The following is a 24,663-nucleotide window of genomic DNA, read 5'->3' as shown; positions in this document are numbered from 1 at the left end:
CCGATGACGACGGTCTGGGCCGGACTGGCGACCGGCGCGATCTACTCCCTGATCGCGATCGGGTACAACATCGTGCTGCTCGCCTCCGGGACGTTCAACTTCGCCCACGCGCAACTCCTGATGGTGGGAACGTTCCTCGCCTACACGGGGGCGGTCACCTTCGGGCTGCCCGTGCTGCCGACCGTGCTGCTGGCCGCCGCCGGGGTGGCGGTCATCGCCCTCGTGGAGGAGCGCGTCGCCATCCGGCCGCTGCTCGGCCGCACCGACAGCCACGGCACGCTGATCACCACGGTCGGAGCGGCCACCATCCTCGACGGCCTGGCCGCCGCCATCTGGGGCAGGCAGCCGCTGACCGTGCCCCCGGTCCTCCCGGACGAGCCGCTCACCCTGCTCGGCGGCACCGTACGGCCGGTGGACCTGGCGCTCATCGGGTTCACCCTGGTCGTCGGCGTCGGCCTGCACCTGTGGTCCCGGCACACGCTGACCGGCCTGGCGTCCCTGGCCTCCGCCGAGGACAGGGACGCCGCCTCGGCCCGCGGCATCAACGTGCGGCTGCTCGGCGTCGGCGCGTTCGCCGTCGCCGGGGCCGTGGCCGGCGTGTTCGGGCTGCTGGTCGGGGCACGCACGTACGCCGTCTTCGACCTCGGCCACTCCCTGGCGCTGTTCGGGTTCGTGGCCATCGCGATCGGCGGCTCCGGCAGCCAGCTCGGCGGGCTGATCGGAGGTTTCGCCACCGGACTCGTCTACGCGTTCGCCGCCAGGTACATCGGCGCGGCGTACCCGCAGATCGTGGTCTTCGGGGTGTTCCTCCTCATCCTCTTCCTGCGACCGCGCGGGCTCTTCGGTGCCGCGCTCGAACGGCGGGTGTAGCCATGAACGCACTCATCCACCGGTCCCGCCCGCTGGGCGTGCTCCTCCTGCTGGTCCTGCTGCTGATCGCGCCCACGGTCGGCCTGCTCGACGGCTACTGGTCCCGTACGGTCATGCTGATCGCGATCCTCAGCCTGCTGGTCAGCGGCCTGAACGTGGTCCTCGGCTACGCGGGGGAGCTGGCCATGGGCCAGGTCGCCCTGTACGCCGTGGGCGCCTACGTCGCCGGATACCTCGGGGTCGAGTTCGGCCTGACGAACGTGCTGATCGCCCTGCTCGCCGCCATGCTGGCCGCGGTCGTGGTCGGGCTGATCACCGGAATTCCCGGGTTGCGGCTCGGCGGCTGGTCGCTGGCCATGGTGACCTTCTTCCTGGTCACGCTGGTGCCGAACCTGGTGGACGTCTTCTCCGACGTCACCGGCGGCACGCTCGGCATGGCCACCGCCGTACCGACCCTGTTCGGCATGGAGATCGTCGGCGATCGGCTGTACTGGCTGGTCATCCTGGTCGTGATCGCCTGGTTCACGGTCGCCCGCAACCTGCTGCTGTCCCGGCACGGCAACATGTTCCTCGTCCTGCGGCAGAGCCCGATCCTCGCCTCCGTGCTCGGCGTCTCGGTGTACCGGCTCAAGCTGCTGGTCTACGTCGTCGGCGCGATCCCGGCGGCGCTGGCCGGCGCGCTGTTCTCCATGCTGGACGGGTTCATCGCGCCCGACACCTTCACCTTCGCGCTGGCGCTCAGCGTGCTCGCCGCATCCGTCGTCGGCGGCGCGACCTCCGTGTACGGCGCCATCGCGGGCGCGGCGGTCATGCAACTCGGCCAGCAGACCTTCACCCAGTTCCAGACCTGGCAGCTCGTCATCTACGGTGCCTTCCTGCTGATCGCCGGGATCGCCTTCAACCGAGGGCTGGCCGGGCTCCTCCAGGACGGGCTGGCCGCAGCGCGCCGCAGGGGATGGTTGCCCGCCCGCCCGGCCACGGCCGCCGTACCACCCGGCGGGGACGGACCGGTGGCGACCCGGCTGGAACCGCTGGACGGCGTGGTCCTGCGCACCGAGGGACTGAGCAAGTCCTTCGGCGGCAACCGGGCGCTCGACAACGTCACCGTCGAGGCCCACCCCGGCGAGGTCACCGCGCTCATCGGTCCCAACGGGTCGGGCAAGACGACCCTGCTCAACCTGATCTGCGGCCTGTACAAGCCCTCCGGCGGCCGGCTGCTGCTCGGCGACCAGCAGATCGGCGGGCAGCCGACGTACCGGATCGCCCGGCACGGCGTCGCCCGTACCTTCCAGACGCCGCTCATCCCCAAGGACATGACCACGCTCGCCTTCGTCGCGACCGGCAGGTACATGAACCACAAGGTCGGCATCCTGCCCGCGATCCTGCGGCTGCCGACGTTCCGCCGGGGGTACACGGCCGACGATGAGCGGGCCATGGCGCTGCTGCGGCTGGTCGGCATCGCCGACGTCGCGGGCAAGCAGGTGGACTCCCTGGCCCTGGGCACCCGGCGGCTGGTCGAGGTGGCCCGCTCGCTCGCCTCGGGGGCACGGGTCTTCCTCTTCGACGAGGTCGGGTCCGGCCTGGACGAGAGCGACCTCGCCGTGCTCGAACGGGCGATCGGCATGATCCGTGAGGCCGGAGGCACCGTGATCCTCGTCGAGCACAACTTTCCGCTGGTGCTCAAGCTGGCCGACCGGATCCACGTGCTCAGCCAGGGCAGGCTGCTCGCCTCCGGCACCCCGGCCGAGATCCAGGCGGACCGCAGGGTCCTCGCCGAGTACACCGGCGCGACCGACCTGCCCGAGGAGCCGGACGACGCGCACACCCCCGCGACGCCGAAGGGAGCCAACTGATGTTGTCCGTCACCGGAGTCACCGGCGGATACGGCGACCTGCGCGTTCTGTGGGACGTGGAGGTGACCGTACGGCCCGGACGGATCACCGTCGTGCTCGGCCGCAACGGCGCGGGGAAGACCTCGCTGCTGTCGGCCGTCGCGGGCCTGCTGCCCACCGTGAGCCAGGGCAGGATCGAGCTGGAGGGCCAGGACCTGGCCGCCGCCCCCGCGCACCTCAGGGTGCGGTCCGGGCTGGCCCTCGTCCAGGAGAACAAGCGGGTCTTCCGCGCCAGGACCGTCGAGGAGAACCTGCTCCTCGGCGGCTACACCCTCGGCGGGTTCGGCTTGCGTCGCGGCGCCCGCCGGGCGGCCCTGGAACAGGCGTACGAGCGCTTCCCCGTCCTGTGGGAGCGGCGGCGCGCCCTGGCGGGCAGCCTGTCCGGCGGCCAGCAGCAGATGCTCGCCATCGGCCAGGCGCTGATGCCGGGGCCCAAGCTGCTGATGCTCGACGAACCCTCCGCCGGGCTCGCCCCCTCCATCGTCAACGAGGTCCTCACGATGGTGGCCGCGCTGCGCGACCAGGAGGGGTTGTCGATCCTCCTCGTCGAACAGCGGATCGAGCACGCCTTGGAGATCGCCGACGACGTCGCGGTCATGGAGAACGGACGCATCATCACCGCCGGTCCCAAGTCCGCCTTCGACGACGGCGCGGTGATCCGTGAGGTGTATCTGGGCCGGTCCGGCGAAGAGCTGGCCCCCGGCAACCACTGAAAGGAATGAACCCCATGCGTTTGAAGGACAGGGTCGCCGTGGTGACCGGCGCCGCGCAGGGCATCGGCCGTGCCGTCGCCGAGCTGTACGCCAGGGAGGGCGCGCGGGTCGCGGTCGTGGACGTGCAGGCTGAGGCCGCGGAGAAGGTCGCCGCGGGCATCCGCGAATCCGGCGGCGACGCCGTCGCGGTCGTGTGCGACGTGTCGGACCGGGCGGCGGTGAACGAGGCCGCCGCCACGGTCAAGGAGACGTACGGCCCGATCGACATCCTGGTGAACAACGCGGGGGTGACCCGCCCGGCGATGTTGCACAAGATGACCGAGGAGCAGTGGGAGACCGTGCTGGCGGTCCACCTGCACGGCTCGTTCCACTGGTTGCAGGCCGTGGTCCACGACATGATCGAACGGGAGACCGGCTGGATCATCTTCACCTCCTCCTCCACGGCGCAGAACGGCTCGATCGGCCAGATCAACTACGCCGCCGCCAAGTCCGGCATGCTCGGCATGGTCCGTACCGCCGCCCGCGAGCTGGGCCGCTACAACATCCTGGTCAACGCGGTCGCCCCGGCCGCGGCGACCGAGATGACGCTCAAGGTGCGGACCGACCCGCGCTTCGCCGACGCGGTCAAGCGGCTGCCGCTGCGCCGCCACGCCGAACCGGAGGAGATCGCGCCGACCTTCGTCTACCTGGCCTGCGCCGAGTCCGGCTACATGACGGGCCAGGTGCTCTCGGTGGACGGCGGCGGGATGATGGTGCGTTGACGGTGACGGCGAGCCCGCGGGGTCCGCTCGACGGAGTACGGGTGGTGACCTTCGCCCCGCTCTACCAGGGGCCGCACGCGACGACACTGCTGGCCGAGCTCGGCGCGGACGTCGTCACGGTCGAACGGCCGGGCACCGGCGACGGCGCCCGCGTCCAGGGACACATGTTCGGGGCGCTCAACCGGGGCAAGCGTTCCATCACCCTGGACCTGAAGGACCCGGAGGACCGGGAGCGGGCCTGGCGGCTCGCCGGGACGGCGGACATCCTCGTCGAGGCGTTCCGGCCCGGCGCCATGGACCGGTTCGGCCTCGGCTACCCGCGGCTCAGCGCCACCAACCCCGGCCTGGTGTACGTGTCGTTGTCCGGGTTCGGCCAGGACGGCCCGTACCGGGATCGGGCCGGGCACGACCTCATGTACCAGGCGGCGGCCGGGCTGCTCGACGCGCTGGCCGACCGCCCCGGCGCGGTCCACCCGCCGCCCGACCTGGAGGCCGGGGCCATCGTCGGCGCGCTCTACACGGTCATCGGCGCGCTGGCCGGGCTGGTCGGCCGGTCCGCCCTGGGCCGGGGCACGCACGTCGACCTGTCCACCCACGAGGCGCTGCTCTCCGTGATCCCGCTGCGACTCGACCCGGTGCTCAACGGCGGCGGGGCGCCACGGAGAGGCGGCCACGATCCCGGATACGGCCTCTACCGCTGCGCCGACGGCCGGCTGATCGCGCTCGGCATCGGCTTCGAGGACCACTTCTGGACGGCGTTGTGCGGGGTGACCGGCCTGGCCGAGTACGCCACTCTGCCGCAGGCCGACCGGGTGGCCGCGTGCGACGAGATCGTCGCCCGGTTGTCCGAGGCGCTGGCCACCCGCCCGTACCCGGAGTGGCAGGCCGAGTGCGACCGGATCGGCGTGCCCGCCGGCCCGGTCAACCGGCTCACCGACATCCCGGCCGACCCGCACGTACGGGCCCGTGAGGTGATCCGCGCCACGCGCGGCCACCCGGCCCGGCAGTACGTCCGGCAGCCGCTCCGGCTGAGCGGATACCCCGAACCCGAACCGGGCCCGCCCCCCGAGCTGGGCGAGCACACCGCTTCGCTCCTTCGTGAGCTGGACGACCCGTCACCCCACCCCGAGGAGGTACAGCTATGACCCAGACCCAGGACCGGCCGGCGCTCGACCGGCTGCTCTCGCCCCGCTCGATCGCGATGGTCGGCGCGTCGAACAGCCCAACCCGCATCGGCGGCACCGTGTTCGGCAACCTGCTGCGGAACTTCCCCGGCGAGGTGTACCCGGTGCACCCCAAGGACGAGGTCGTCCAGGGCCGTACCGCCTACCGCAGCGTGCGCGATGTGCCGGAGGTTGTGGACATGGCGGTGATCGCGGTGCCCGCCCCGGCCGTCGTGGACGTCGTCGCCGAGTGCGCGGCCCTCGGCGTCGGCGGCGCGACCGTCATCACCTCCGGCTTCGCCGAGGCGGGGCCGGAGGGACGCGCGCTCCAGGACCGGCTCACCGCCGTGGCCCGCGAGACCGGCATCCGCGTCATCGGCCCCAACTGCATCGGCTACATGAACACGCACGGCGGCGTGATGGCCAACTTCATGCTCACCCCGGATCAGCCGATGCCGGAGGCGGGCCCGGTGGCGCTCGTCTCGCAGAGCGGCGGCTTCGGGTCGTACATCACCAACAAGGCCGTGCTCGCCGGGCTGCGGCTCGGCTGGTTCGTCTCCACCGGCAACGAGGCCGACGTGAACGTGGCCGCCGTGCTGCGCCATCTGGTGGAACGGCCCGAGGTCGGCGTGCTGCTCTCGTTCGTCGAGACCCTGCGTGACCCCGAGGTGTTCGTGGACACCGCCCGCCGCGCGGCGGAACTCGACAAGCCGCTGGTGCTGCTCAAGGCGGGCCGCTCGGAGGAGGCCGCGCGGGCCGCGATGAGCCACACCGCGTCCATCGTCGGCTCCGCCCAGGTGCTCGACGCGGTCTGCCGCCAGTACGGCGTATTCGTCGCCTCCACCATGGAGGAACTGCTCGACCTCGGCACGATCTTCCAGGACGGCCGCCGGGCCGGCGGTGACCGGGTGATCGTCATGACCTCCTCCGGCGGCGCGGGTGTCCTGCTCGCCGACGAGGCCGGGCAGGCCGGGCTGTCGGTACCGGAACTCCCGCAGGACGAGCAGGCCGCCCTCGCCGCCGACATGCCGATGCCGTTCTACGGCAGCACGGCCAACCCGGTGGACACCACCGCGCAGACCACGGCCATGCCCGACGCGTACCGCAAGGTGCTGAACAAGGTCGCGGCCAGCCCGTCCGCCGACATGCTGACCGCCGTCACCTGGGCGGGCCCCGGACCGGCCAACGACGCGATCGTCGAGATGTACCGGACCACCACCAAGCCGGTCGCCATCCTGTCCACCGCCTGGTCCCCGCAGTTCCAGCAGGCCGGGGTGCCGACCTTCACCGACCCGTGCCGCGCCATGATCGCCCTCGCCGCGCTGGCCAGGCAGTCGGACCGCGGCCCGCTGCCGCCCGACCCCGCCGCGTTCGCCGCCGACGCCGGCCGCGTACGACGGGTCCGCGAGCTGATCGCCGAGGCCGGGACGGAGACCACGCTGCTGGAATCCACCGGCAAGCGCATCCTCGCGATGTACGGCATCCCGGTCACCCGGGAGGAGATGGTCACCGGCGAAGACGCGGCGGTCGAGGCGGCCGAGCGGATCGGCGGCCCGGTCGCGATCAAGGTGATGTCCTACCAGCTTCCGCACAAGTCCGACGCCGGGGCGATCCGGCTCGGCCTGCGCGGCCCGGACGCCGTACGCGCCGGATACCGGGACATGCTCGACGAGGTGGCCCGCCGCGCGCCCGGCGCGGCCGTGGAGGGTGTGCTCGTCCAGCAGATGGCCCCCGCCCGGCTGGAACTCACCTGCGGCGTGCAGCGCGACCCCGTGTTCGGCCCCATGGTCGCGATCGGGCTCGGCGGCGTCCTGGTGGAGGTGCTGAGCGAGGCCGTGCTGCTGCGGCCCCCGTTCGACGTGGACACCGCGCGGGCGGCGCTCGGCCGCCTGCTCGGCGGACGGCTGCTCACCGGGCGGCGCGGTCTGGCCGAGGAGGAGCAGCGGGCCGCCGCCGAGATCATGACCGGCCTGGCGACGCTGGCCCTCGAACTGGGCGAGATCGCCGAGATCGACGTCAACCCGCTGCGGGTCGCCGACGGCGCCCTCCTCGCCGCGGACGCGCTGATCGTGGTGAACCATGACTGACCGCAGCCATCTCATCGGGCACACCTACACGCCGTACACGTTCCCGGTGGAACACGGGAAGGTGCGCGAGTTCGCCGGGGCGGTCAAGGACGACGACCCCGTCTACCGCGACGTCGAGGCGGCCAGGGCCGCCGGGTACGCGCACCTGCCCGTGCCGCCGACGTTCTCCGCCGTGACCTCGCACTGGGCCGTACGGGACACCGACGTGCTGGGGCTCGACCTGCGCCGGGTCCTCGCCGGCGGCTCGGAGTGGGAGTACCTGGGCGATGTCGTCGCCGGTGAGTGGATGACCGTGCGGTCCAGGATCGCCGACGTGCAGTACAAGACCGGCAGTCGCGGGCCGATGACGCTCGTGATCACCGAGTACGACTTCGTCAACCAGCACGAGGAGACCGTGTTGCGGCTGCGCAGCACGGTGATCGAATTGGGGGAGCAGTGAGAGAGCCGGACACCGTGCCGGCGGCCCCGGAGCGCCGGGTCGGGCCGCTGACCCGCACCGACTTCGTCAGGTACGCCGGAGCGGGCGGAGACTTCAACCCGATCCACCACGACGAGACCTTCGCCCGCGCCGCCGGATATCCGTCCGTCTTCGGGCACGGGCTGCTCACCGCCGGGATCCTCGGCGGCTACGCGGCCTCCTGGCTGGGCCGGCGCAACCTGCGCCGGTTCAACGTCCGCTACGTCGGCCAGGTCTGGCCCGGCGACACCCTCGTCTTCAGCGGCGACGTTCTGCGAACCGAGACGGGCCCGGACGGCTCGGTCGAGGTCGAGGTCGGCCTGGCCGTCCACAGCGAGGCCGACGGGCGCGAGCCCCGGCTGGTGTTGCGCGGTGGGGCCACCGCCGCCTACCCGGCCCCCGCCACAGAGGGGAGCCGGTCATGACCGGGCCCGCACCGCACCGCGAGTACACCGATCGGCTCACCGCCGGGAGCCTGCCGTACCAGAGCTGCGACGGCTGCCTGTCCGCCGTCTTCCCGCCCCGGGTGATCTGCCCGTTCTGCGGGGCCACCGACCTGGGCTGGCGGGAGAGCGCCGGACTCGGCACGGTCTACTCGACCAGCGTCATCGCGCCCCGCGACGCCGACCCCTACCCCGTCGTGCTGGTCGATCTCGATGAGAGATTCCGGATCATGAGCACCGTCGTGGACGTCCCCGCGGGGGACGTGCGGATCGGGATGCGGGTCCGCGCCGGCGTCGACCCCGGCGGGCCGACCGGCCCCCGGGTCGTCTTCACCCCCGAGGAACGGGAGACCGCGTCATGACACTGCCCGACCTGCGGGGCTCGACCGCGATCGTGGGGGTCGCCGAGTCCGATCTCGGCGAGGTGGGACCCGACAGGTACGCCATCGAACTGGCCGCCCAGGCCGCCGGGGCCGCGCTCGCTGACGCGGGACTGACCACCCGCGACGTGGACGGGCTGTTCTGCGCCATCGCCGGGCGCGGGATGGCGCCGCTCGACGTGGCCGAATACCTCGGCATCCGGCCCAGATACACCGACGGCACGATGGTCGGCGGCAGCTCCTTCATCTCCCACCTGCACCACGCCGCCCTGGCCATCACCACGGGGGCCTGCGACGTCGCCCTGATCACGTACGGCAGCACCGCCCGCTCCGACAGCGGACGCGGCAGGCTCGCCATGGGGCCGCCCGAGCTGCCGTCGTACGAGGCCGCCTACCGGCCGCGTCCGCCGATCACCGGCTACGCGCTGGCCACCGCCCGGCACATGCACCAGTACGGCACCACCCGCACCCACCTGGCCGAGGTCGCCGTCGCCGCCCGGAAGTGGGCCGCGCTCAACCCGAAGGCGTTCGTCCGCGACCCGCTGACCGTCGAGGACGTGCTGGCCGCCCGCATGGTGTCCAGCCCGCTGACCACGCTCGACTGCTGCCTGGTCACCGACGGCGGCGGCGCGGTCGTGGTCACCGGCGCCGACCGGGCCCGCGACCTGCCAAAGCCGCCGGTCTACCTGCTGGGCGCGGGTGAGGCACACTGGCACCGCGCGATCTCCCAGATGCCCGACCTGACCGTCACCGCCGCGACCGAGTCCTCCGTCCGCGCCTACACGATGGCCGGGGTCGGGCCACAGGACGTGGACGTGGTGCAGCTCTACGACGCCTTCACCATCAACACCATCCTGTTCCTCGAAGACCTCGGCTTCTGCGCGAAGGGCGAGGGCGGCGACTTCGTCTCCGGCGGCCGGATCGCGCCCGGCGGCGACCTGCCGGTCAACACCAACGGCGGCGGGCTGTCGTACTGCCATCCAGGGATGTACGGCATCTTCCCCCTCATCGAGGCGACCCGGCAGATCCGCGGCGAGGCGGGCGACCGGCAGCAGCCCGGCGTGACGATCGCGCTCGCACACGGCAACGGCGGCCAGCTGTCCAGCCAGGTCACCGCCGTCCTCGGAGGAGGGGACAGCCTGTGAGCCCCGTACTCACCGAACACGACGGCCCGGTGCTGACCGTGACGCTGAACCGGCCGCAGGTGCTCAACGCCCTGGACGCCACCACCCTGCACGCGCTCGCCGACGCCTGGCAGGAGGCGGCCGACCCCGGAGTCAGGGCCGTCGTCGTCACCGGCAGCGGCCGGGGCTTCTGCGCCGGGGCCGATCTGCGCGCCCCGGCCGACCCGTCCCCGCCCGGTGGGCTGCGTCGCGCCTATCACCCGCACGTGCTCGCGATGGCCGCGCTGGACAAACCCGTGATCGCCGCCGTGAACGGCCCAGCCGCCGGAGCCGGGCTGTCCCTCGCCGCCGCCGCCGACGTGCGGGTCGCCGCCGACACGGCCAGGTTCGTCCCGGCCTTCGCCGCGATCGGGCTGGTGCCCGATGCCGGGGGCGCGTACTTCCTGCCCCGGCTGCTCGGCTATGCCCGTACGTACGAGTGGCTGGCCACCGGTCGCCCGCTCGACGCCGAGGAGGCCCTGCGCTGGGGGCTGGTGTCCCAGGTCGTTCCGGTGGACGACCTGCTCGCCACCGCCCTCGACCTGGCCCACCGGATGGCCGCTGTGCCGGGGGCCGCGCTTGGGCTCACCAAACGGCTGCTCGACTACGGCCTGACCCACGGCCTGGCCGACCTGCTGAACGAGGAGGAACGGCTCCAGGCCCGCGCCGTGGCCGACCCCGCCAGGCAGCGGGCCCGCGCCGAGACGGTCGGCCGCCTTTCCCGCGAAAAGGAGAACCGATGAGTGACTACACGACATTGCTGGTGGACGTGGACGACGGGCTCGCCACCATCTCGCTGAACCGCCCCGACCGGCTGAACGCCATCGGCGGCGGACTGGAGCGGGAACTGGCCGAGGCACTCAGAGAGGTTGCCGCCCGCCGGGACGTGCGGGCCGTTCTGCTGCGCGGCGAGGGACGGGCGTTCTGCGTCGGCGGCGACGTCAAGGAGATGGCGGTACATGCGGAGGACGAGGAGGGACCCAGCGCAGGACAGCAGGTCTACCAGATCCTGCACGGCCGCGACATCCTGGAGACCATCCTGTCTGTGCCGCAGCCCGTCGTGGCCGCCGTCCACGGATACGCGATGGGGCTGGGCGCGACGATCGCGCTGTTCTGCGACGTCGTGATCGCCGCCGAGGACGCGCAGTTCGCCGACACCCACGTCGCGGTCGGCCTGGTCGCAGGGGACGGCGGGGCCGTCGCCTGGCCGCTGGCCATGCCGCTTGGCGCGGCCAGGTACTACCTGATGACCGGCGACCGGCTCGACGGCGCGGAGGCCGCCCGGCTCGGGCTCGCCCTGCGGGCGGTACCCGCCGGGGACCTGCCGGCCGAGGCGACCGCCGTCGCCCGCAGGCTGGCGGCCGCCGCACCGCTCGCGGTGCAGGGGACCAAGGCCACGGTCAACAAGATCGTGCGCGAGCGAATGAACCTGGTGCTCGACTTCGGGCTGGCCCTGGAGGGCGGCACGTTCGTCAGCGACGACCACAAGGAGGCCGCCGCCGCGTTCGTGGCCAAGCGCGCCCCCGTCTTCCGGGGCCGGTGACGCCGATGAACATCGTGGTCTGCGTCAAATACGTCCCCGACATGGCCGCCCAGCCCCGGTTCACCGCCGACCACCGGGTGGACCGGGCGGGCGGGCAACTCTCCGAGCTCGACGAGTACGCGGTCGAACAGGCGCTGCGCGTCGCCGACACCGTGCCGGGCACACACGTCACCCACCTGACCGTCGGCCCGCCCCCCGCCGCCGAGGCGCTGCGCCGCGCCCTGGCCATGGGCGGCGATGCCGCCGTCCACGTCAGCGACGACGCCGTCGCCGGATCCGACGCGCCCGCGACCGCGTTGATCCTGGCCGCCGCGCTGCGCCGCCTCACCCCCGACCTCGTCCTGTGCGCGATGGCCTCCACCGATGGCGGCACCTCACTGGTCCCCGCCATGCTGGCCGAGCACCTGGAGTGGCCCCAGCTCACCTTCGCCGCCGAGATGACCCTGGATGAGGGCGGCATCGTACAGATCAGGCGGGAGGCCGCAGGGGAGGTGCGGCACCTCGCGGCGGAACTGCCCGCCGTTGTGTCGGTGACCGACCGGATCGGCGACCCACGCTACCCGTCCTTCAAGGGGATCATGGCGGCCAAGAAGAAACCCTTGGACACCTTGACCCTCGCCGACCTCGGCGTGCCCGCCGACCGGGTCGGTCCGGCCGCCCGAACGGTCGTGGACGGGATCACCGCCAGGCCGCCCCGGGCCGCCGGGACGATCGTGCCCGCCGAAGGCGAAGGAGGACGGCGACTCGCCGACTTCCTGTCCACGCAGAAGTTCATCTGAGGAGGGATGGCCATGTCAGATGTTCTGGTGCTCGTCGGGCACCTCGCGGGACCGGTCGGCAAAGCGAGTCTGGAACTGCTCACCCTGGCTCGACGCTTGGGCGACCCGGTCGCCGTCTGCGCGGGTACGGTCGACGAGCGGGCCGTGGAAACCCTCGGCAGGTACGGCGCGCGGCGGGTCCACGTCATCGAATCCGATGACGTGCGGGAGTACCCGGTGGCCTGGGTACGCGCCCTGGCCGACCTCGCCGCCGACACCCGGCCGGTGGCCGTACTGACCGAATCCACCCCGGACGGCAGGGAGACGGCGGCCCGCCTTGCCGTACGGCTGGACAGCGGCGTCCTCACCGACGTTGTGGACATCCAGGACGGACCAGACGGACCGGTTGCCACCCAGTGGGCGTTCGCGGCGGGCTACACCGTCACCTCCCGGGTGGTCGGCGGCATCCCGATCATCGCGGTCAAGTCCAACGCCGCTGTGCCCGAGGAGGCCCCGGCCACTCCGGCGGTCACCCGGAGTCCGCTCGTGCTCGACGAGGCGGACCGCCGTACCAGGGTGGTGTCCCGCGAACCCCGGGAGAGCACCGGCCGGCCCCAGCTCACCGAGGCCGACATCGTCGTGTCGGGTGGCCGGGGTCTCGGTGGGGCCGAACAGTTCGAGCTGATCGAACGGCTCGCCGACGCGCTGGGCGGCGCGGTCGGCGCGTCCCGCGCGGCGGTGGACGCGGGCTGGTACTCGCACACCCACCAGGTCGGGCAGACCGGCGTCACCGTGTCCCCGCAGCTCTACATCGCCGTCGGGATCTCCGGCGCGATCCAGCACCGCGCCGGAATGCAGACCAGCAAAACCATCGTGGCCGTGAACAAGGACGCGGAGGCGCCCATCTTCGAACTCGCCGACTACGGCGTGGTCGGCGACCTGTTCGAGGTGGTGCCGCAGCTTCTGGACGAGGTCGCCAGGCGGCGGGCCTAGATGGGCGGCTTCCGGGAACTGCCGCGCGAAGTCAAGATCCTGACCGCCGTCGCGTTCACGGTGGCGGTCGGGTTCGGCATCCAGTCACCGGCCATCCCCGTGTTCGCGGGGGAGTTCGGGGTGGGCAGCGCGGCGGTCGGCGCGGTGGTCTCGGCGTTCGCGTTCATGCGCCTGGCCACCGGCCTGCCCGGCGGACGCCTGGTCAACCGGTTCGGGGAGCGGGCCGTGCTGACCACCGGTATGGCGTTGCTCGCGGTCACCAGCATCCTGGCCGGGCTCTCCTGGAACTACCCGCAACTGCTGATCTTCCGGGGTGCGTGCGGTGTGGGATCCGCGCTCTACACCGTGTCCGCGATGAACATGCTGCTGCGGGTCACCCCTGCCTCGCACCGGGGACGGGCCACCGGCTACTTCCAGGGCGGTTACTACCTCGGCACCGTGACCGGGCCCGCCCTCGGTGGCGGGCTGCTCGGCGTCTCACCCCGACTGCCGTTCTTCGTGTACGGCGTGGCGGTCGCGATCGCGGGTGCCATCGCGACCGTCGCCCTCTCCAAGGCCGTGCCGGTCACCGATGCCGTGGCCAGGACCGGGACCGCGGCGAAAACCGGGACGGGGAGTGGGGCCGGTGCCGGGGACGGCCGGCCAGGGATCACCCTGGGCCGGGCGCTTCGGCACCGGTCGTACCTGGCGGCGCTGACCACCAACTTCGGGCTCGGCTGGGCGGTCTTCGGAGTCCGTGTCTCCGTGTTGCCGCTCTATCTGCTGGTCGTGATCAAGGCCGACGCCGCCTGGATCGGCACCGGGCTCGCGGTCGGTGCGATCATGCAGGCGGTCACCCTGCCGCTCGCCGGGCGGGTGGCCGACCAGTGGGGCCGCCGCCCCTCGCTGCTGCTGGGCCAGGGACTCATCCTCGGCTGCCTTGTCATGATCATCACGTGGCAGACTCTCGTGGCGTACGTGACCGCGTTCGCGCTGATGGGACTCGGCACCGCCTTCTGCACCACGGGCGGGGCGGCCACCGTGGGCGACGTCACCCGGGGGCGCGGCGGCACCGTGGTGGCGGGCTACCAGATGACCGCCGACCTCGGCATGACCGTCGGCCCCCTGGTGGCCGGTCAGCTCGCCGCGTCGTACTCGTACGAGGTGGCCTTCCTGGCCACCGGCGCGGTCGTGCTGATCGGATGGATCATGGCCCTCGCTATGCCGTCCCGCCCCACCTGAGCGTCGTCGGCGCGGGCGACGTCGGTCCTCGCGTCACTCCGCCTCCTGTATCTGATCGCGCTCCGAGTGTTCGGCTGGCAAATCCGTCCGTCGACGTAGACTCCGACCTATGGCGGATTCTGCACTTCCCTGCCCCGTTTGCGCGAACGTGATGGAATCGGGCGTTGTTGTGGGAAGACCGCCCGGGGTCAAGTTCAAGAAGCAGATGGACGTGCTCGGCGACCTTGGCGGCGTGCTGTTGACGAGCGGTTTCGTCTATCACAGCGCCTCGGCCCTGCGATGCGGCGACTGTGGCACCGTGGTCATTCCGGGCCGCTGAACTCAATCGCACTTACCGTTGGGGGCGCCCGCGTCCTCATAGCGGAAGCTCGGGGCGTTCCATTTCACGTGCTCGGAAATGTCCGCGTTCGATGCCAAAATCGCTGACCTCAGTTGTTCGATGCCCGCCTTCAGTGGGTGCTCGAGGGCCGTTATGAAGCGGTCGACCTCGCCGGACTTGTTTTGCACCTGCCGTTCCTCCCGTACAACGCCAATGGGCGTAATGCCGAATGCAACTGTAGAGAGCAGCACTGACGATAACCAGGTCGAATGAGGGCAAACCGGACACGCCGCTCTCCGGGTCGGAGTCCGAAGCTTGGTCGAATCGTCTTTCGGGGGTGTCGTTTCGGGTTCTCCTGCGGGTCCGCGGCTTGCGGGAGGGCGGGGATTCGCGAACATGCCGGCGGTCCAGTCCAGGAGGTCGCCAGGCGTAGCGCTTTGACGCCCTCGATGGCTAGCCGCTATCTATTGGCTAACCGTTAGGGGGGTGGAGTGCAGGACGCAGTGCTGGCGATGCTCGCCAAAGAACCGTCGCACGGGTACCACCTGCGCGCTCGGCTGCAGCAGAGCCTCGGACCGCTGGGCGAGTCGATGAATCCCGGTCAGATCTATGTGACCTTGGCCAGGCTCGAGAAAGCGGGCCTCGTCGTCTGCGAGCGGGCCAACGGGCTTCCCGAGCGGCCGGATCGCAAGGTCTACGCGCTGACCCCGGCCGGGCAGGAGCGGGTGACCGCCTGGCTGACTGAGGTGGGCTGGCCGAAACCGGACTTGGCGGAGTTTCATCTCAAGCTCACCGCGGCCGCCGCGGCCCGGCTCGCCGACCCGGTGCAGCTCGTGGCGGCGCAACGCCGCGAGCTGCTGCGCCGTTTGCGTGAGGTGCAGCACGCGGCGCTGGCCGAGCCGGCGGGATCGGCCGCTGTCCTGCTGCTGGAAGGAGTCGTGCTGCGGCTGCAGGCGGACCTGCGCTGGTTGGACGCCTGCGAGCGAGCCTGGTCCAAGGTCGATGACGAATCCGAGGGTGCATGAACGTGTCGAGTGCCGTGGTTCGGGTCCACGGCCTGGTGAAGCAGCATGGTCGGGGGCAGGGCCGGGTCCGGGCGGTCGATGACGTCGACCTGGAGGTGCCCGAAGGCCAGATGCTGGCCGTGATGGGGCCAAGCGGGTGCGGGAAATCCACCCTGCTGCACCTGCTGGGTGGCCTGGAGCGGCCCAGTGACGGGGAGGTGTGGCTGGCCGGTCAGCGCATCGACACCCTGAGCGAGCGGGCTCTGGCACGGCTGCGGCGCCGGTCGGTGGGATTCGTCTTCCAGGCCTTCCATCTGGTGGAGGAGTTGTCGGCGGCCGAGAACGTGGAGCTGCCCGCGCTGCTGACCGGACGCTCGCGCCGTCAGGCCAGGCGGCGCGCGAGCCTGCTGCTGGAACGGGTCGGGCTCACCGACCGTGCCCGGCACCTGCCGTCGCAACTGTCGGGCGGTCAACGTCAGCGGGTCGCCGTCGCCCGCGCGCTGGTCAACGAGCCGCTGGTCGTCCTGGCCGACGAGCCGACCGGCAACCTCGACTCCACGGCGACGCTGGATGTGCTGAGGATCTTCGAGGAGTTACGTTCTGCGGGGCAGACCTTCGTGATCGTCACGCATGACGAGCGGGTCGCGGCCACCGCGGACCGGCTGGTCTCGATGCGCGACGGGATGTTCGTCGACGACACCCGGCTGGCAGGCACCGGAACGGGGCGGCTCGGCGACCTGATCGGGCTGGAGGACTGAACGTCATGGGCTCCATCGTGCTCATCGTCCGCCTCGTGCTGGCCGACGTCCGCCGGCACAAGGTCCAGGCCGCGATGCTCCTGCTCGCGGTGACCGTGGCCACCGCCACGATGGCCCTGGGCCTGTCCCTGCGCGGCGTGAGCGAGGCGCTGTACGAGCAGACCCGCGCGGTCACCGCCGGGCCGGACGTGGTGGCACTTTCCGGCGACGCGGGCCCCGCCGCGACCTCGGCCCTGGCCTCGCTGGCGGACGATCCCGAAGTGGTCGCCCACCATGGCCCCTATCGCGTCGTCTACGCCGACCTCACCACGCGCGATTCCACGTCGTCCTCAGTGGTGGTGCACGGCTTCGCCGAGACGCCCGGCGCGGTCAACCGGCCGCTGGTGACCTCGGGTCATTGGGTACGCCCTGGAGGCGCGGTCCTCGAACGCGGCTTCGCCACCGCGCTGGGCGTCGGCGTCGGCGACCACGTCACCATCGCCGGCCGGTCGTACCCCGTCGTCGGGATCGCTGTCACCGCGGCCACCTCCATCTACCCTTGGGCAGCGCAGATCGGCCCGGGCGGCGGCCCCAGCGACTCCAGCGGCCTGGCCTGGATGACCCGATCAGATGCCCGGACACTGGCGTCGTCCCACGATCTCCCGGTGACCTTGGCCCTGGACCTCAAGCTGCGCGACCCCGCCGCGACCGAGGCCTTCCTCGACGCCGACCGTGCCGCCACCGTGACCAACCTCCGTTCCTGGCAGTTCACGGCCGAGCAGGACACGGTCATCCTCAAGAACAGCCAGCCCATCCTGGTCGTCGGTAGCTGGCTGCTCAGCTTTCTGGCCGTCACCGGAGTGGCGGCGCTGGCCGCGGGACGTGCCGTCGAGCAGACGCGCCGGGCCGGGCTGCTCAAGGCCGTCGGCGCCACCCCGGGGCTGATCGCCACCGTCCTGCTCACCGAATACCTGGCGCTGGCGCTGGCCGGCGACGCGCTGGGGCTGCTGATCGCCCGCCTGACCGTGCCCGCCATGGCCAGTCCCACCGCCAGCCGGATCGGCGACGCGGCCGGGCCCGGCGGCGCCACCGTCGCCACGGCGACCGTCCTCGCCGTGGCGGTGGCGGTGCTGTCCACGCTGCGTCCCACGCTGCGGGCCATGCGTACGGCGACCGTCACGGCGCTGACCGCCACCACGCGCCGGCCCCGTCACCGACCCTGGCTCACCGCGCTGTCCGCGTTGCTGCCCACGCCGCTGCTGCTCGGGCTGCGGCTGACCGCCCGCCGGCCGGGCCGCGCCGTGCTGCAGGCGTGCTCCACCGCCACCACGGTGATCGCGATCGTCGCCCTGCTGACCTTCTACGCCCAGCCGGAGAAGGGCTACGGCCTGGGGGGCTCCTCCGCCCTGCCCAACCTGCGAGACGTTCACGACCGCCGACTGCTGCTTGCGGTCACCGTCCTGCTGATCGCACTCGCCGTCGTGAACACCATCACGCTCACCTGGACCACTGCCATAGAGGCCCGGGCGAACATGGCCATCGCGCGTACGCTCGGCGCCACCCCAGGGCAGATCTCCGCGGGGCTGTCCAGCGCCCATCTCCTGCCCAGCCTGCCCGGTGCCGTCATCGGCGTCCCTCTGGGCGTCGGCCTGCTCTCGCTCTTCGCCGCCGGGAATCCGGCGGAACCCCCCTCCTCCTGGCTGCTCGGCGGCGTACTCGCGACTCTCCTGGCGACGGCGGCACTCACCGCCCTGCCCGCACGCCTGGCGGCCCGCCGATCCGTGGCGCAGGCCCTCAGCGGCGAAACAGCGTAATCGGCCCCGCTCAGCAGGCGCCCGCGGTAGCTGCGTGTAACGATCCGCGACGCCCGCCGTATCGAATTGACGACGTCAGTGACGGTAGGTCCCGCAGAGACCTCAGCCGCCGCGCCGGCGTTCGCTCGACGGGCGCCGGCCCACCGGCGTCTGAACGAATCGATCTGATCGACGGAAAGGGGCCACAAAGTGGCAGCTGACGCCGCCGGCATTCGGCGATTCATGGCGGACACGGGAGAACCCCGCGGATGGGTGTCCACCAGGACCGACCTGGTGATGGCGCTGCTCGGAGTCTGGTTCGGGGTCGGACTGATGATCGACGCCTGGGCGCACAGCAACCTGGCGGAACTGGAGACGTTCTTCACTCCATGGCACGCGGTGTTCTACTCCGGCTTCGTGGTGGTCTCCGGCTGGATCATCTGGCAGGTGTGGCGCAACGTGCGCGCCGGACGGCAGGGGTTGGCGGCCGTCCCCGTCGGTTATCTCGCCGGGCTGGTGGCGATTCCCGCGTTCGCCGCCTTCGGATTCGCCGACATGATGTGGCACACCATCCTCGGCATCGAGACGACCATCAACATCTTGTTCAGCCCGTCACACCTCGGCCTCATCGTGACGATGATGCTCATCATCACGACACCGCTGCGCTCGGCGTGGAACGCCCCCGATGTCGGCGCCCGGCCCTCGCTCGGCCGCCTGCTGCCCGCGCTGCTCGGGCTCGCGTTCGCCGCCACGCTGGTGTCGCTGTTCCTGTCGTACGGCGACGCCATGCAGTACCGCTCCGAGGGCATCGTTCAGGCGTTCTCCTTGCTGAAGGACTCGGGCCCCGGGCCGCAGGCGGGCGGCCCCAGACCGGTGGGCCCAGGCGCCGACCGGGTAGCCGTCGCGATGGTCGTCACCAACGTTGTCATGCTCAGCCCGGTGCTGCTCCTGGTGCGCCGCTGGCTGCTGCCGTTCGGCTCGGTGACCGTCATGTACACGGTCATGGTGCTCATGCCGGGTGCCCAGACGGCGTTCCGCAACGTGCCGATCCTGTTGTCGTTCGTGGCCGCCGGGTTCGTGAGCGACCTGCTGATCCGCCGGCTGCGGCCGTCGGGTGAGCGGCGCGCCGCCTACTGGGCCTTCGCCGGGCTGTCGGCCTTCGCCACCTGGTCGCTGTACATCGGGGTCGCCTCGGCCACCGGGGGCGGCCTGCCCGACGTGCCCGAGCTGTGGACCGGAGCGCCGGTCGTCGCCGGGCTGATCGGGCTGGCGCTCGGGGCGCTGTTCCTGCCCAACGCGGTCACAGCCGAGCCGGTTCCGCTCAGCGCGGCCGGCGCCGAGCGGGCATGATCCGAGTTCTGTGCCTCGCCACCGCCCTCGTGCTGGCGATGGCCGCCCCCGCCGCGGCGCACAACGTCACGGCGGGAGCGGACCTGCGCATCGCCCAGACAATCGCCGGCGCCGAGGTGACCGTGGTGGTCAAAGGAACAACCCGGGTGCCGGGGCCGCTGCGGATCGGCGTCATCGCGTACCAGCCGGTGTCCGGGCTGCCCATCGGCCTCGAAGTCCGCTCGGTCGAGGACGGCCGCACGGTGACCGGCACCGTCCAGGCGGCGGCGAACCCGCAGTACACGCAGCTCCAGGTGGAGCGGACCGGGCCGCACGAGTTGAAACTGAGCGCCGGGAACGAGACCGCCGTCATCCCGTTCCGTGTCCTCGTCGCACGCGGATCGGCCGGGGACTTCCTCATCTACGGCGGCCTGTTCGTGGCCGCGCTCCTGCTGGTGGGCGGCCTGCTCAGCGGGGCGCCGGCCCGACCGGGACGGGCGATGGCGATGGCCGCGGGCGCCGCGGCCGGGGTGACGGTCGCCGCCATGGTCATCGTGTTCGAGTCGCAGATACCGGCACCCCCACCTGAGGGTGCCGCCCCCACCCCCACGACATCGACCGCGGGAGGGCGGTCGTACGTACAGGCCCGCATGGAGACGCTCCCAGCCCGGCCGGAGGCGGGAGAGGAGTTCACCCTGCGAGTCGATCTCGTCGACGGCTCCACCGGGCGGTTCGTCGACGACCTCACCGCGCACCACGAAGCGCTCGCCCACGTGGTCGTCACCAGCGAGGACGGACGCTACTTCCGCCATGTCCACCCCCTGCGCACGGCGCCCGGGCGCCTGGAGGTCAGACTGACCGCCGACCGCCCCGGCCGGTACCTGGCACACGCCGAGATCGAACGGGAGGACTCAGGCGGGCAACTCGTCGCCGCGGACTTCACCGTCGGAGGGACAGCCAAAGCATCACAAAAGGCCGACACAGTCTCGCGGTCCGGTCAAACCGGCGAACCCGCCACGCCGGCCGGTGCGACCGGCACGCCGCGGCTACAACCCGCCGTGCCCGTCGCGGGCCGTCCCACGACGATCGAGCTGGGCACCCCCGCCGGCGTCCGGACCTGGCTCGGCATGACCGGCCACCTGCTCATACGCAGTCAGGATGGCCGCTTCTTCGGCCACGTGCACGAGATGGGCGCACCGCGATCCCGGGTGCGCTTCACCTTCAGCTTCCCCGAACCGGGCCGGTACCTCGCCTGGGTCCAGTACGCCACCGCCGACCGCATCGTGACCGCACCCTTCACCGTGAACGTGACCGCATCGGAGGCCCAGTGATCAAGAGGTGGCAGGCGGTGGCCGCGGCCACGCTCGTGACCGCGGCGGTGGCGCTGTTCGTCGTGGTCAGGAGCACGGCCGCCGAACCGGTCAACCTGACCATCACGGGCACCCGCTACGCCGCCACCGTCCTCATCGCGGACCCGGCTCCCGGCCAGGTCACCGTGGAGATCAAGGTGAGCAAGGGCGACGCCGACACCGTGGCGCTGTCGGCGGTCATGGCTGAGATGGGACACTCCACACCCGAGATCTCCGCCACCAAGCGTGAGCCCGGCCGCTTCGTGGCCGTGGGCGAGCTGTTCCCGATGAGCGGCGCCTGGGAACTGTCGATTCGCCTCGACGGCCCCGCGGGTGAGGAACAACTCGCCGTAAAAACGCTGATCACAGGATAGACGGCAGCAGGACGATCGATATGAAGCAATCGCATAACCGGCAGGCGCTCGGACGATTCCACGGCGGGCTGACCACCAAGCGCGGCAGGCGGCGATGACGCCCGCCGCGTAGAACACTGAGTCGCCGCGCATGACCAGGACGCCGGTAGCGCCCGCTGCCCGCGCGGCGGTGATCGACTCGGCCATGCCATCGGATTGAATGCGATCGAGGTTGAGGAGAAACGACTCCAAGTCCGGGATTGCGTCATGGATGACGGCGTACCGCGTCAGAGCGCCCCTACGAGCCGTGATCCATGTGATTCTCAGGCTGACAACGCCGCTTCCATCTCCTTCACCATCACCCGAGCATGGGGTTCGCTAAAGTGACAATCTTCGGATAACGCAAGTTTCCGGAGCCTTTTAAGGCGAACGCCCATGATGAACCATGACCAGATGTCCGCGGGACTCCGTCTCGACGCCGCGTTGAGCCGTATGGCCGTCACCTTCCATGGCATGACGGCCCATCCTGATGAGCACAACTGTGAGTGCCACTGGGGCAGCGCGGAAGAGCTCGCGCAGCTGAAGGTACCGGACGTGGAGCTGGACCTTGATCTCCTGCATCGCGCATGGCGGCCCATCGACTGGAACGACCATGCATCCGTGTTGCGCCGTGTTCTGCCCCAGTTGTCGAGGGCGCTCGTCGGCGGCCTTGTCGAGCCGTTCTTCGATATGGAGGAGATCGGACGTTCATTCGCTCGCGGCCAGTGGCAGCAGTGGCCTGACGAGCAGGTTGCAGCGGTTTGGGAATTCCTGAACGCCTGGTGGGCCCACACTCTCATCGACCCGGATCCCGCTGTGCCCGCGCACGAAGTTCTCGCACTGTGCAGCGAAGCTTCTGCCGCACTCAGCCCCTGGCTGCACGTCTGGGAAGCGCAGACGTCCAGCGTGGCCGACCATCACCTGGCCAAAGCGGTGGCGCACTGGGAGTACGACTTACTGGGAGACCAACTCCCTTGGGGAACCTGGGAAGACGAGGATGAGATGCGTATCGAGTTGACGGCCTGGCTGATCCGCAACGCCCCGGCCCGGCTCCGTACCCGGAACGCCCCCGCAGAGTTGCTCCATCGGATACGACTGCTCGGCCTCGCCGGCCTCGCCCGTTGGGAGGACCCCCACTGGCCTGGCCACCGTTACTGAGTCAGCGACTCAAATCCCGGCATCCACTACACCGTCCACGCCGGCCGGCACTTCGGCCCGGACGTACCGGGGGAGTCGTCTCCGCAGGGCAGCGCCACGTTCGCGCCCAGACCGCGCACCTACGCTTTGTCCTTCGGCGCGGCGTCGGCGGTCACGCGCGGGCCGTCGGTCCTGGCTGGCTCGACTGTGTACCCGCCGGGCTCCACGCGGGTCAGCCCCGCCTGCTGTAGAGGCGGAGGGTGAGCGGCGCGCACACTGCGGTGATGGCGGCGGTCGCGATGAGCGACCAGGCGAGAGATCCGCCGGTGCCGCCGGCGTTGTTCATCAGACCCCTGGCCGCGGTCGCGACGTGGCTGAGCGGGTTGACCGCGACGAAGGCTTGGAGCCAGCCGGGCATGGTGCTGGGCTGGGCGAAGATGTTGCTGGCGAACGACAGTGGCATCAGCACGACGTTGGCGATGCTGATGACGACGGCCGGGTCGCGCACGAGCAGGGCGACCGCGGCCCACAGCAGGGACAGGGAGAGCCCGAAGGCGACGACCAGGGCTACTGCGGCGAGCACACCGGGTACGCCACCGTCGGGCCGATAGCCCATGATCAGTCCGAGGGCCACCACGATGGCGGAAGCGAACAGGTAGCGGGCGGCATCGCTCAACAGGCCACCGAGCACGAAGGCGCCGCGCCAGATGGACAGGGCACGGAAGCGATCGAAGGCCCCCGTGGTCACGTCCTGGGCGAGACGGGCACCGCCGTACATGGTGACGATGGCGATGCTCATGCTGAGCACACCGGGCAGGAGGAACTTGAGGTAGTCGCTGGGTGAGCCGCTGATGGCGCCGCCGAACAGGTAGGTGAACAGCACGGTGAACAGGATCGGGATGGCGACCGAGTCCACAAGCTGTTTGGGGTCGTGCTTGATCTTGAGCATCGCCCGCCGGCCGAAGGTCGCGGAGGCGGCGAGTGCCCCGGCACGGCGGCGTGACCGGCCTGCGGCGAGCAGGATGTCGATCTGGTGGGTCTGCGCCGCGGCGGGGCGCGTGACGGCGGCCGGGGCGCTCATGCGTTCACATCCTGGTGGTCGGTGGTGGCTGGGCCGGCCGTGTGGCCGGTCAGGACGAGGAAGGCCTCGTCCAGGCTGGGCTGGCCGAGAGCGACCTCGGCGACACCCACCCGGGCTTCGGCGAGCTGGATCATGGCGCGCCCGACCATCCGGCCCACGTCTGTCCCGTCAGCGGGGGTGGCGACCAGCATGGACAGGGCGAGCGGGTCAGCGGCGAGATGTACCGTCCCCTCCAGGGCGCCGGCCAGGACCTGTTGCGCTCGCGGACGCTGGTCGCCGTCGAGGAGCCGGACGTGCAGCGTGCCCGAGCCGACTCGGGATTTGAGCTGGGCGCTGGTGCCTTCGGCGACGATCCGGCCGTGGTCGATGACGGCGATCTGCTCGGCGAGCTGGTCGGCCTCCTCAAGGTACTGAGTGGTGAGCAGCACCGTGGTACCGGCCGTGGCGATCTGGCGGACCAGCTCCCACACCTGGCCACGGCTGCGCGGGTCGAGCCCGGTGGTCGGCTCGTCGAGGAACAGCAGGTCCGGGGTCACGATCAGGCTGGCCGCGATGTCCAGCCGGCGGCGCATCCCGCCGGAGTATCCGCCCACCGGGCGACCGGCCGCGCCGGTCAGCTCGAAGGCGGCGAGCAGGTCATCGGCTCGCTGTTTGCCGGCGGCGCCGGACAGGCCGTTCAGGCGGCCGAGGATGATGAGGTTCTCATACCCGGTCAGGTCCTCATCCAGGGCGGCGAACTGCCCGGTCACGGCCACCCGGGCCCGGATCGCGTCCCGCTCGCTGATCACGTCGTGACCGAGGACGCGGGCGGTGCCGCTGTCAGGCCGGGTCAAGGTGGCCAGGATGCGGATCGTGGTGGTCTTGCCCGCTCCGTTGGGGCCGAGGAACCCGAACACCTGACCGCGCCGGACCGTGAGGTCGATCCCGTCCAGTGCTCGGTTCTCGCCGTAGACCTTGACCAGGTCGTGCGCCTCGATCGCCGGGTGGTCCCCGGCCATGCTTTTCTTTGACATGCTGTAAGAGTTGATTATCTCTTACGGCTTGTCAAGGCTATGGCTGAACAGATAGCTTGGCCGGG

General features: G+C 71.2%; 26 protein-coding genes. 23 read left to right on the top strand and 3 right to left on the bottom strand.

The window, feature by feature from the left end; all coding sequences use genetic code 11:
- The first annotated feature begins 3 nt into the window (after window positions 1-3).
- From ACQP1V_RS33905 to ACQP1V_RS33830, 16 genes are all read left to right on the top strand, one after another.
- Window positions 4-870 carry a branched-chain amino acid ABC transporter permease gene (locus tag ACQP1V_RS33905; RefSeq protein ID WP_067141261.1) on the top strand — a complete coding sequence of 289 codons (867 nt, stop codon included), beginning with the start codon at window positions 4-6 and terminating at the stop codon, window positions 868-870.
- Window positions 871-872: 2 nt separating this feature from the next.
- Window positions 873-2,723, top strand: coding sequence for a branched-chain amino acid ABC transporter ATP-binding protein/permease (locus ACQP1V_RS33900; RefSeq protein ID WP_433414365.1), 1,851 nt, complete (start codon window positions 873-875; stop codon window positions 2,721-2,723).
- Entirely contained in the window at window positions 2,723-3,475 is a 753-nt protein-coding gene (locus ACQP1V_RS33895; protein WP_387417969.1) for an ABC transporter ATP-binding protein, read from the top strand. The genes ACQP1V_RS33900 and ACQP1V_RS33895 overlap by 1 nt, the downstream gene beginning before the upstream one ends.
- A 14-nt stretch (window positions 3,476-3,489) precedes the next feature.
- Window positions 3,490-4,236, top strand: coding sequence for an SDR family NAD(P)-dependent oxidoreductase (locus tag ACQP1V_RS33890; protein ID WP_433414362.1), 747 nt, complete (start codon window positions 3,490-3,492; stop codon window positions 4,234-4,236).
- A gap of 2 nt (window positions 4,237-4,238) precedes the next feature.
- Entirely contained in the window at window positions 4,239-5,381 is a 1,143-nt protein-coding gene (locus ACQP1V_RS33885) for a CaiB/BaiF CoA transferase family protein (RefSeq protein WP_433414360.1), read from the top strand.
- On the top strand, window positions 5,378-7,486 hold the full coding sequence (locus ACQP1V_RS33880; RefSeq protein WP_433414358.1) for an acetate--CoA ligase family protein: 2,109 nt from the start codon (window positions 5,378-5,380) through the stop codon (window positions 7,484-7,486). Before ACQP1V_RS33885 ends, ACQP1V_RS33880 begins: the two co-directional genes overlap by 4 nt.
- Window positions 7,479-7,925, top strand: a complete 447-nt coding sequence (locus ACQP1V_RS33875; protein ID WP_067141279.1) for an FAS1-like dehydratase domain-containing protein — start codon at window positions 7,479-7,481, stop codon at window positions 7,923-7,925. The genes ACQP1V_RS33880 and ACQP1V_RS33875 overlap by 8 nt, the downstream gene beginning before the upstream one ends.
- On the top strand, window positions 7,922-8,368 hold the full coding sequence (locus ACQP1V_RS33870; protein ID WP_433414356.1) for a MaoC/PaaZ C-terminal domain-containing protein: 447 nt from the start codon (window positions 7,922-7,924) through the stop codon (window positions 8,366-8,368). Before ACQP1V_RS33875 ends, ACQP1V_RS33870 begins: the two co-directional genes overlap by 4 nt.
- Window positions 8,365-8,748 (top strand): Zn-ribbon domain-containing OB-fold protein, encoded by a 384-nt coding sequence (locus tag ACQP1V_RS33865; RefSeq protein WP_433414354.1) that lies wholly within the window; start codon window positions 8,365-8,367, stop codon window positions 8,746-8,748. The genes ACQP1V_RS33870 and ACQP1V_RS33865 overlap by 4 nt, the downstream gene beginning before the upstream one ends.
- Entirely contained in the window at window positions 8,745-9,911 is a 1,167-nt protein-coding gene (locus ACQP1V_RS33860) for an acetyl-CoA acetyltransferase (RefSeq protein WP_433414352.1), read from the top strand. The genes ACQP1V_RS33865 and ACQP1V_RS33860 overlap by 4 nt, the downstream gene beginning before the upstream one ends.
- Window positions 9,908-10,672 carry an enoyl-CoA hydratase/isomerase family protein gene (locus tag ACQP1V_RS33855; protein WP_433414350.1) on the top strand — a complete coding sequence of 255 codons (765 nt, stop codon included), beginning with the start codon at window positions 9,908-9,910 and terminating at the stop codon, window positions 10,670-10,672. Before ACQP1V_RS33860 ends, ACQP1V_RS33855 begins: the two co-directional genes overlap by 4 nt.
- Window positions 10,669-11,472, top strand: a complete 804-nt coding sequence (locus tag ACQP1V_RS33850; RefSeq protein WP_067141292.1) for an enoyl-CoA hydratase/isomerase family protein — start codon at window positions 10,669-10,671, stop codon at window positions 11,470-11,472. Before ACQP1V_RS33855 ends, ACQP1V_RS33850 begins: the two co-directional genes overlap by 4 nt.
- Window positions 11,473-11,477: 5 nt before the next feature.
- The gene (locus ACQP1V_RS33845) at window positions 11,478-12,251 is read left to right on the top strand and encodes an electron transfer flavoprotein subunit beta/FixA family protein (RefSeq protein ID WP_433414348.1); all 774 of its coding nucleotides are present in this window, start codon (window positions 11,478-11,480) and stop codon (window positions 12,249-12,251) included.
- A 12-nt stretch (window positions 12,252-12,263) separates the two neighbouring features.
- Window positions 12,264-13,223 carry an electron transfer flavoprotein subunit alpha/FixB family protein gene (locus ACQP1V_RS33840; protein ID WP_433414346.1) on the top strand — a complete coding sequence of 320 codons (960 nt, stop codon included), beginning with the start codon at window positions 12,264-12,266 and terminating at the stop codon, window positions 13,221-13,223.
- Window positions 13,224-14,444: an MFS transporter gene (locus ACQP1V_RS33835; protein WP_433414344.1), complete on the top strand. Its 1,221-nt coding sequence runs from the start codon at window positions 13,224-13,226 to the stop codon at window positions 14,442-14,444. It abuts the gene before it with no gap.
- A gap of 109 nt (window positions 14,445-14,553) precedes the next feature.
- Window positions 14,554-14,763 (top strand): PF20097 family protein, encoded by a 210-nt coding sequence (locus ACQP1V_RS33830; RefSeq protein WP_433414342.1) that lies wholly within the window; start codon window positions 14,554-14,556, stop codon window positions 14,761-14,763.
- A gap of 2 nt (window positions 14,764-14,765) precedes the next feature.
- On the opposite strand, the gene ACQP1V_RS33825 is transcribed toward ACQP1V_RS33830, so the two are convergent.
- Window positions 14,766-15,014 (bottom strand): hypothetical protein, encoded by a 249-nt coding sequence (locus ACQP1V_RS33825; protein ID WP_433414340.1) that lies wholly within the window; start codon window positions 15,012-15,014, stop codon window positions 14,766-14,768.
- Between the two features lie 240 nt (window positions 15,015-15,254).
- Between ACQP1V_RS33825 and ACQP1V_RS33820 the strand changes: the two genes are divergently transcribed.
- The 7 genes from ACQP1V_RS33820 to ACQP1V_RS33790 all read left to right on the top strand — a co-directional run bounded on the left by ACQP1V_RS33820 (window position 15,255) and on the right by ACQP1V_RS33790 (window position 22,525).
- On the top strand, window positions 15,255-15,788 hold the full coding sequence (locus ACQP1V_RS33820) for a PadR family transcriptional regulator (RefSeq protein WP_433217474.1): 534 nt from the start codon (window positions 15,255-15,257) through the stop codon (window positions 15,786-15,788).
- Window positions 15,785-16,525: an ABC transporter ATP-binding protein gene (locus tag ACQP1V_RS33815; RefSeq protein WP_433414339.1), complete on the top strand. Its 741-nt coding sequence runs from the start codon at window positions 15,785-15,787 to the stop codon at window positions 16,523-16,525. Before ACQP1V_RS33820 ends, ACQP1V_RS33815 begins: the two co-directional genes overlap by 4 nt.
- Window positions 16,526-16,530: 5 nt before the next feature.
- On the top strand, window positions 16,531-18,318 hold the full coding sequence (locus ACQP1V_RS33810) for an FtsX-like permease family protein (protein ID WP_433414337.1): 1,788 nt from the start codon (window positions 16,531-16,533) through the stop codon (window positions 18,316-18,318).
- Window positions 18,319-18,570: 252 nt separating this feature from the next.
- Window positions 18,571-19,647: a hypothetical protein gene (locus ACQP1V_RS33805; RefSeq protein WP_433414335.1), complete on the top strand. Its 1,077-nt coding sequence runs from the start codon at window positions 18,571-18,573 to the stop codon at window positions 19,645-19,647.
- Window positions 19,644-20,957, top strand: a complete 1,314-nt coding sequence (locus ACQP1V_RS33800) for a hypothetical protein (protein ID WP_433414333.1) — start codon at window positions 19,644-19,646, stop codon at window positions 20,955-20,957. The genes ACQP1V_RS33805 and ACQP1V_RS33800 overlap by 4 nt, the downstream gene beginning before the upstream one ends.
- The gene (locus ACQP1V_RS33795) at window positions 20,954-21,349 is read left to right on the top strand and encodes a hypothetical protein (RefSeq protein ID WP_433414331.1); all 396 of its coding nucleotides are present in this window, start codon (window positions 20,954-20,956) and stop codon (window positions 21,347-21,349) included. Before ACQP1V_RS33800 ends, ACQP1V_RS33795 begins: the two co-directional genes overlap by 4 nt.
- A 414-nt stretch (window positions 21,350-21,763) precedes the next feature.
- Window positions 21,764-22,525, top strand: a complete 762-nt coding sequence (locus ACQP1V_RS33790; protein ID WP_433414329.1) for a hypothetical protein — start codon at window positions 21,764-21,766, stop codon at window positions 22,523-22,525.
- A gap of 211 nt (window positions 22,526-22,736) precedes the next feature.
- Here the strand turns inward: ACQP1V_RS33790 and ACQP1V_RS33785 are convergent, their stop codons facing one another.
- Entirely contained in the window at window positions 22,737-23,585 is an 849-nt protein-coding gene (locus tag ACQP1V_RS33785; protein ID WP_387417988.1) for an ABC transporter permease, read from the bottom strand.
- Entirely contained in the window at window positions 23,582-24,598 is a 1,017-nt protein-coding gene (locus ACQP1V_RS33780; RefSeq protein ID WP_433414326.1) for an ATP-binding cassette domain-containing protein, read from the bottom strand. The genes ACQP1V_RS33785 and ACQP1V_RS33780 overlap by 4 nt, the downstream gene beginning before the upstream one ends.
- Window positions 24,599-24,663: the final 65 nt, after the last annotated feature.

Source organism: Microtetraspora malaysiensis (assembly GCF_050947145.1).
GTDB lineage: Bacteria > Actinomycetota > Actinomycetes > Streptosporangiales > Streptosporangiaceae > Microtetraspora_A > Microtetraspora_A malaysiensis.
The sequence above is the reverse complement of the archived record's forward strand: the minus strand, read 5'-3'. Positions and strand labels throughout refer to the sequence as shown.

What these genes read in the sequence shown, in the direction of transcription:
- ACQP1V_RS33905 (WP_067141261.1), top strand. Translation starts at nt 4, where the DNA reads ATGACGACGGTCTGGGCCGGACTGGCGACCGGCGCGATCTACTCCCTG.
- ACQP1V_RS33900 (WP_433414365.1), top strand. Translation starts at nt 873, where the DNA reads ATGAACGCACTCATCCACCGGTCCCGCCCGCTGGGCGTGCTCCTCCTG.
- ACQP1V_RS33895 (WP_387417969.1), top strand. Translation starts at nt 2,723, where the DNA reads ATGTTGTCCGTCACCGGAGTCACCGGCGGATACGGCGACCTGCGCGTT.
- ACQP1V_RS33890 (WP_433414362.1), top strand. Translation starts at nt 3,490, where the DNA reads ATGCGTTTGAAGGACAGGGTCGCCGTGGTGACCGGCGCCGCGCAGGGC.
- ACQP1V_RS33880 (WP_433414358.1), top strand. Translation starts at nt 5,378, where the DNA reads ATGACCCAGACCCAGGACCGGCCGGCGCTCGACCGGCTGCTCTCGCCC.
- ACQP1V_RS33875 (WP_067141279.1), top strand. Translation starts at nt 7,479, where the DNA reads ATGACTGACCGCAGCCATCTCATCGGGCACACCTACACGCCGTACACG.
- ACQP1V_RS33865 (WP_433414354.1), top strand. Translation starts at nt 8,365, where the DNA reads ATGACCGGGCCCGCACCGCACCGCGAGTACACCGATCGGCTCACCGCC.
- ACQP1V_RS33860 (WP_433414352.1), top strand. Translation starts at nt 8,745, where the DNA reads ATGACACTGCCCGACCTGCGGGGCTCGACCGCGATCGTGGGGGTCGCC.
- ACQP1V_RS33850 (WP_067141292.1), top strand. Translation starts at nt 10,669, where the DNA reads ATGAGTGACTACACGACATTGCTGGTGGACGTGGACGACGGGCTCGCC.
- ACQP1V_RS33845 (WP_433414348.1), top strand. Translation starts at nt 11,478, where the DNA reads ATGAACATCGTGGTCTGCGTCAAATACGTCCCCGACATGGCCGCCCAG.
- ACQP1V_RS33840 (WP_433414346.1), top strand. Translation starts at nt 12,264, where the DNA reads ATGTCAGATGTTCTGGTGCTCGTCGGGCACCTCGCGGGACCGGTCGGC.
- ACQP1V_RS33835 (WP_433414344.1), top strand. Translation starts at nt 13,224, where the DNA reads ATGGGCGGCTTCCGGGAACTGCCGCGCGAAGTCAAGATCCTGACCGCC.
- ACQP1V_RS33830 (WP_433414342.1), top strand. Translation starts at nt 14,554, where the DNA reads ATGGCGGATTCTGCACTTCCCTGCCCCGTTTGCGCGAACGTGATGGAA.
- ACQP1V_RS33815 (WP_433414339.1), top strand. Translation starts at nt 15,785, where the DNA reads ATGAACGTGTCGAGTGCCGTGGTTCGGGTCCACGGCCTGGTGAAGCAG.
- ACQP1V_RS33810 (WP_433414337.1), top strand. Translation starts at nt 16,531, where the DNA reads ATGGGCTCCATCGTGCTCATCGTCCGCCTCGTGCTGGCCGACGTCCGC.
- ACQP1V_RS33800 (WP_433414333.1), top strand. Translation starts at nt 19,644, where the DNA reads ATGATCCGAGTTCTGTGCCTCGCCACCGCCCTCGTGCTGGCGATGGCC.
- ACQP1V_RS33790 (WP_433414329.1), top strand. Translation starts at nt 21,764, where the DNA reads ATGATGAACCATGACCAGATGTCCGCGGGACTCCGTCTCGACGCCGCG.
- ACQP1V_RS33785 (WP_387417988.1), bottom strand. Translation starts at nt 23,585, where the DNA reads ATGAGCGCCCCGGCCGCCGTCACGCGCCCCGCCGCGGCGCAGACCCAC.
- ACQP1V_RS33780 (WP_433414326.1), bottom strand. Translation starts at nt 24,598, where the DNA reads ATGTCAAAGAAAAGCATGGCCGGGGACCACCCGGCGATCGAGGCGCAC.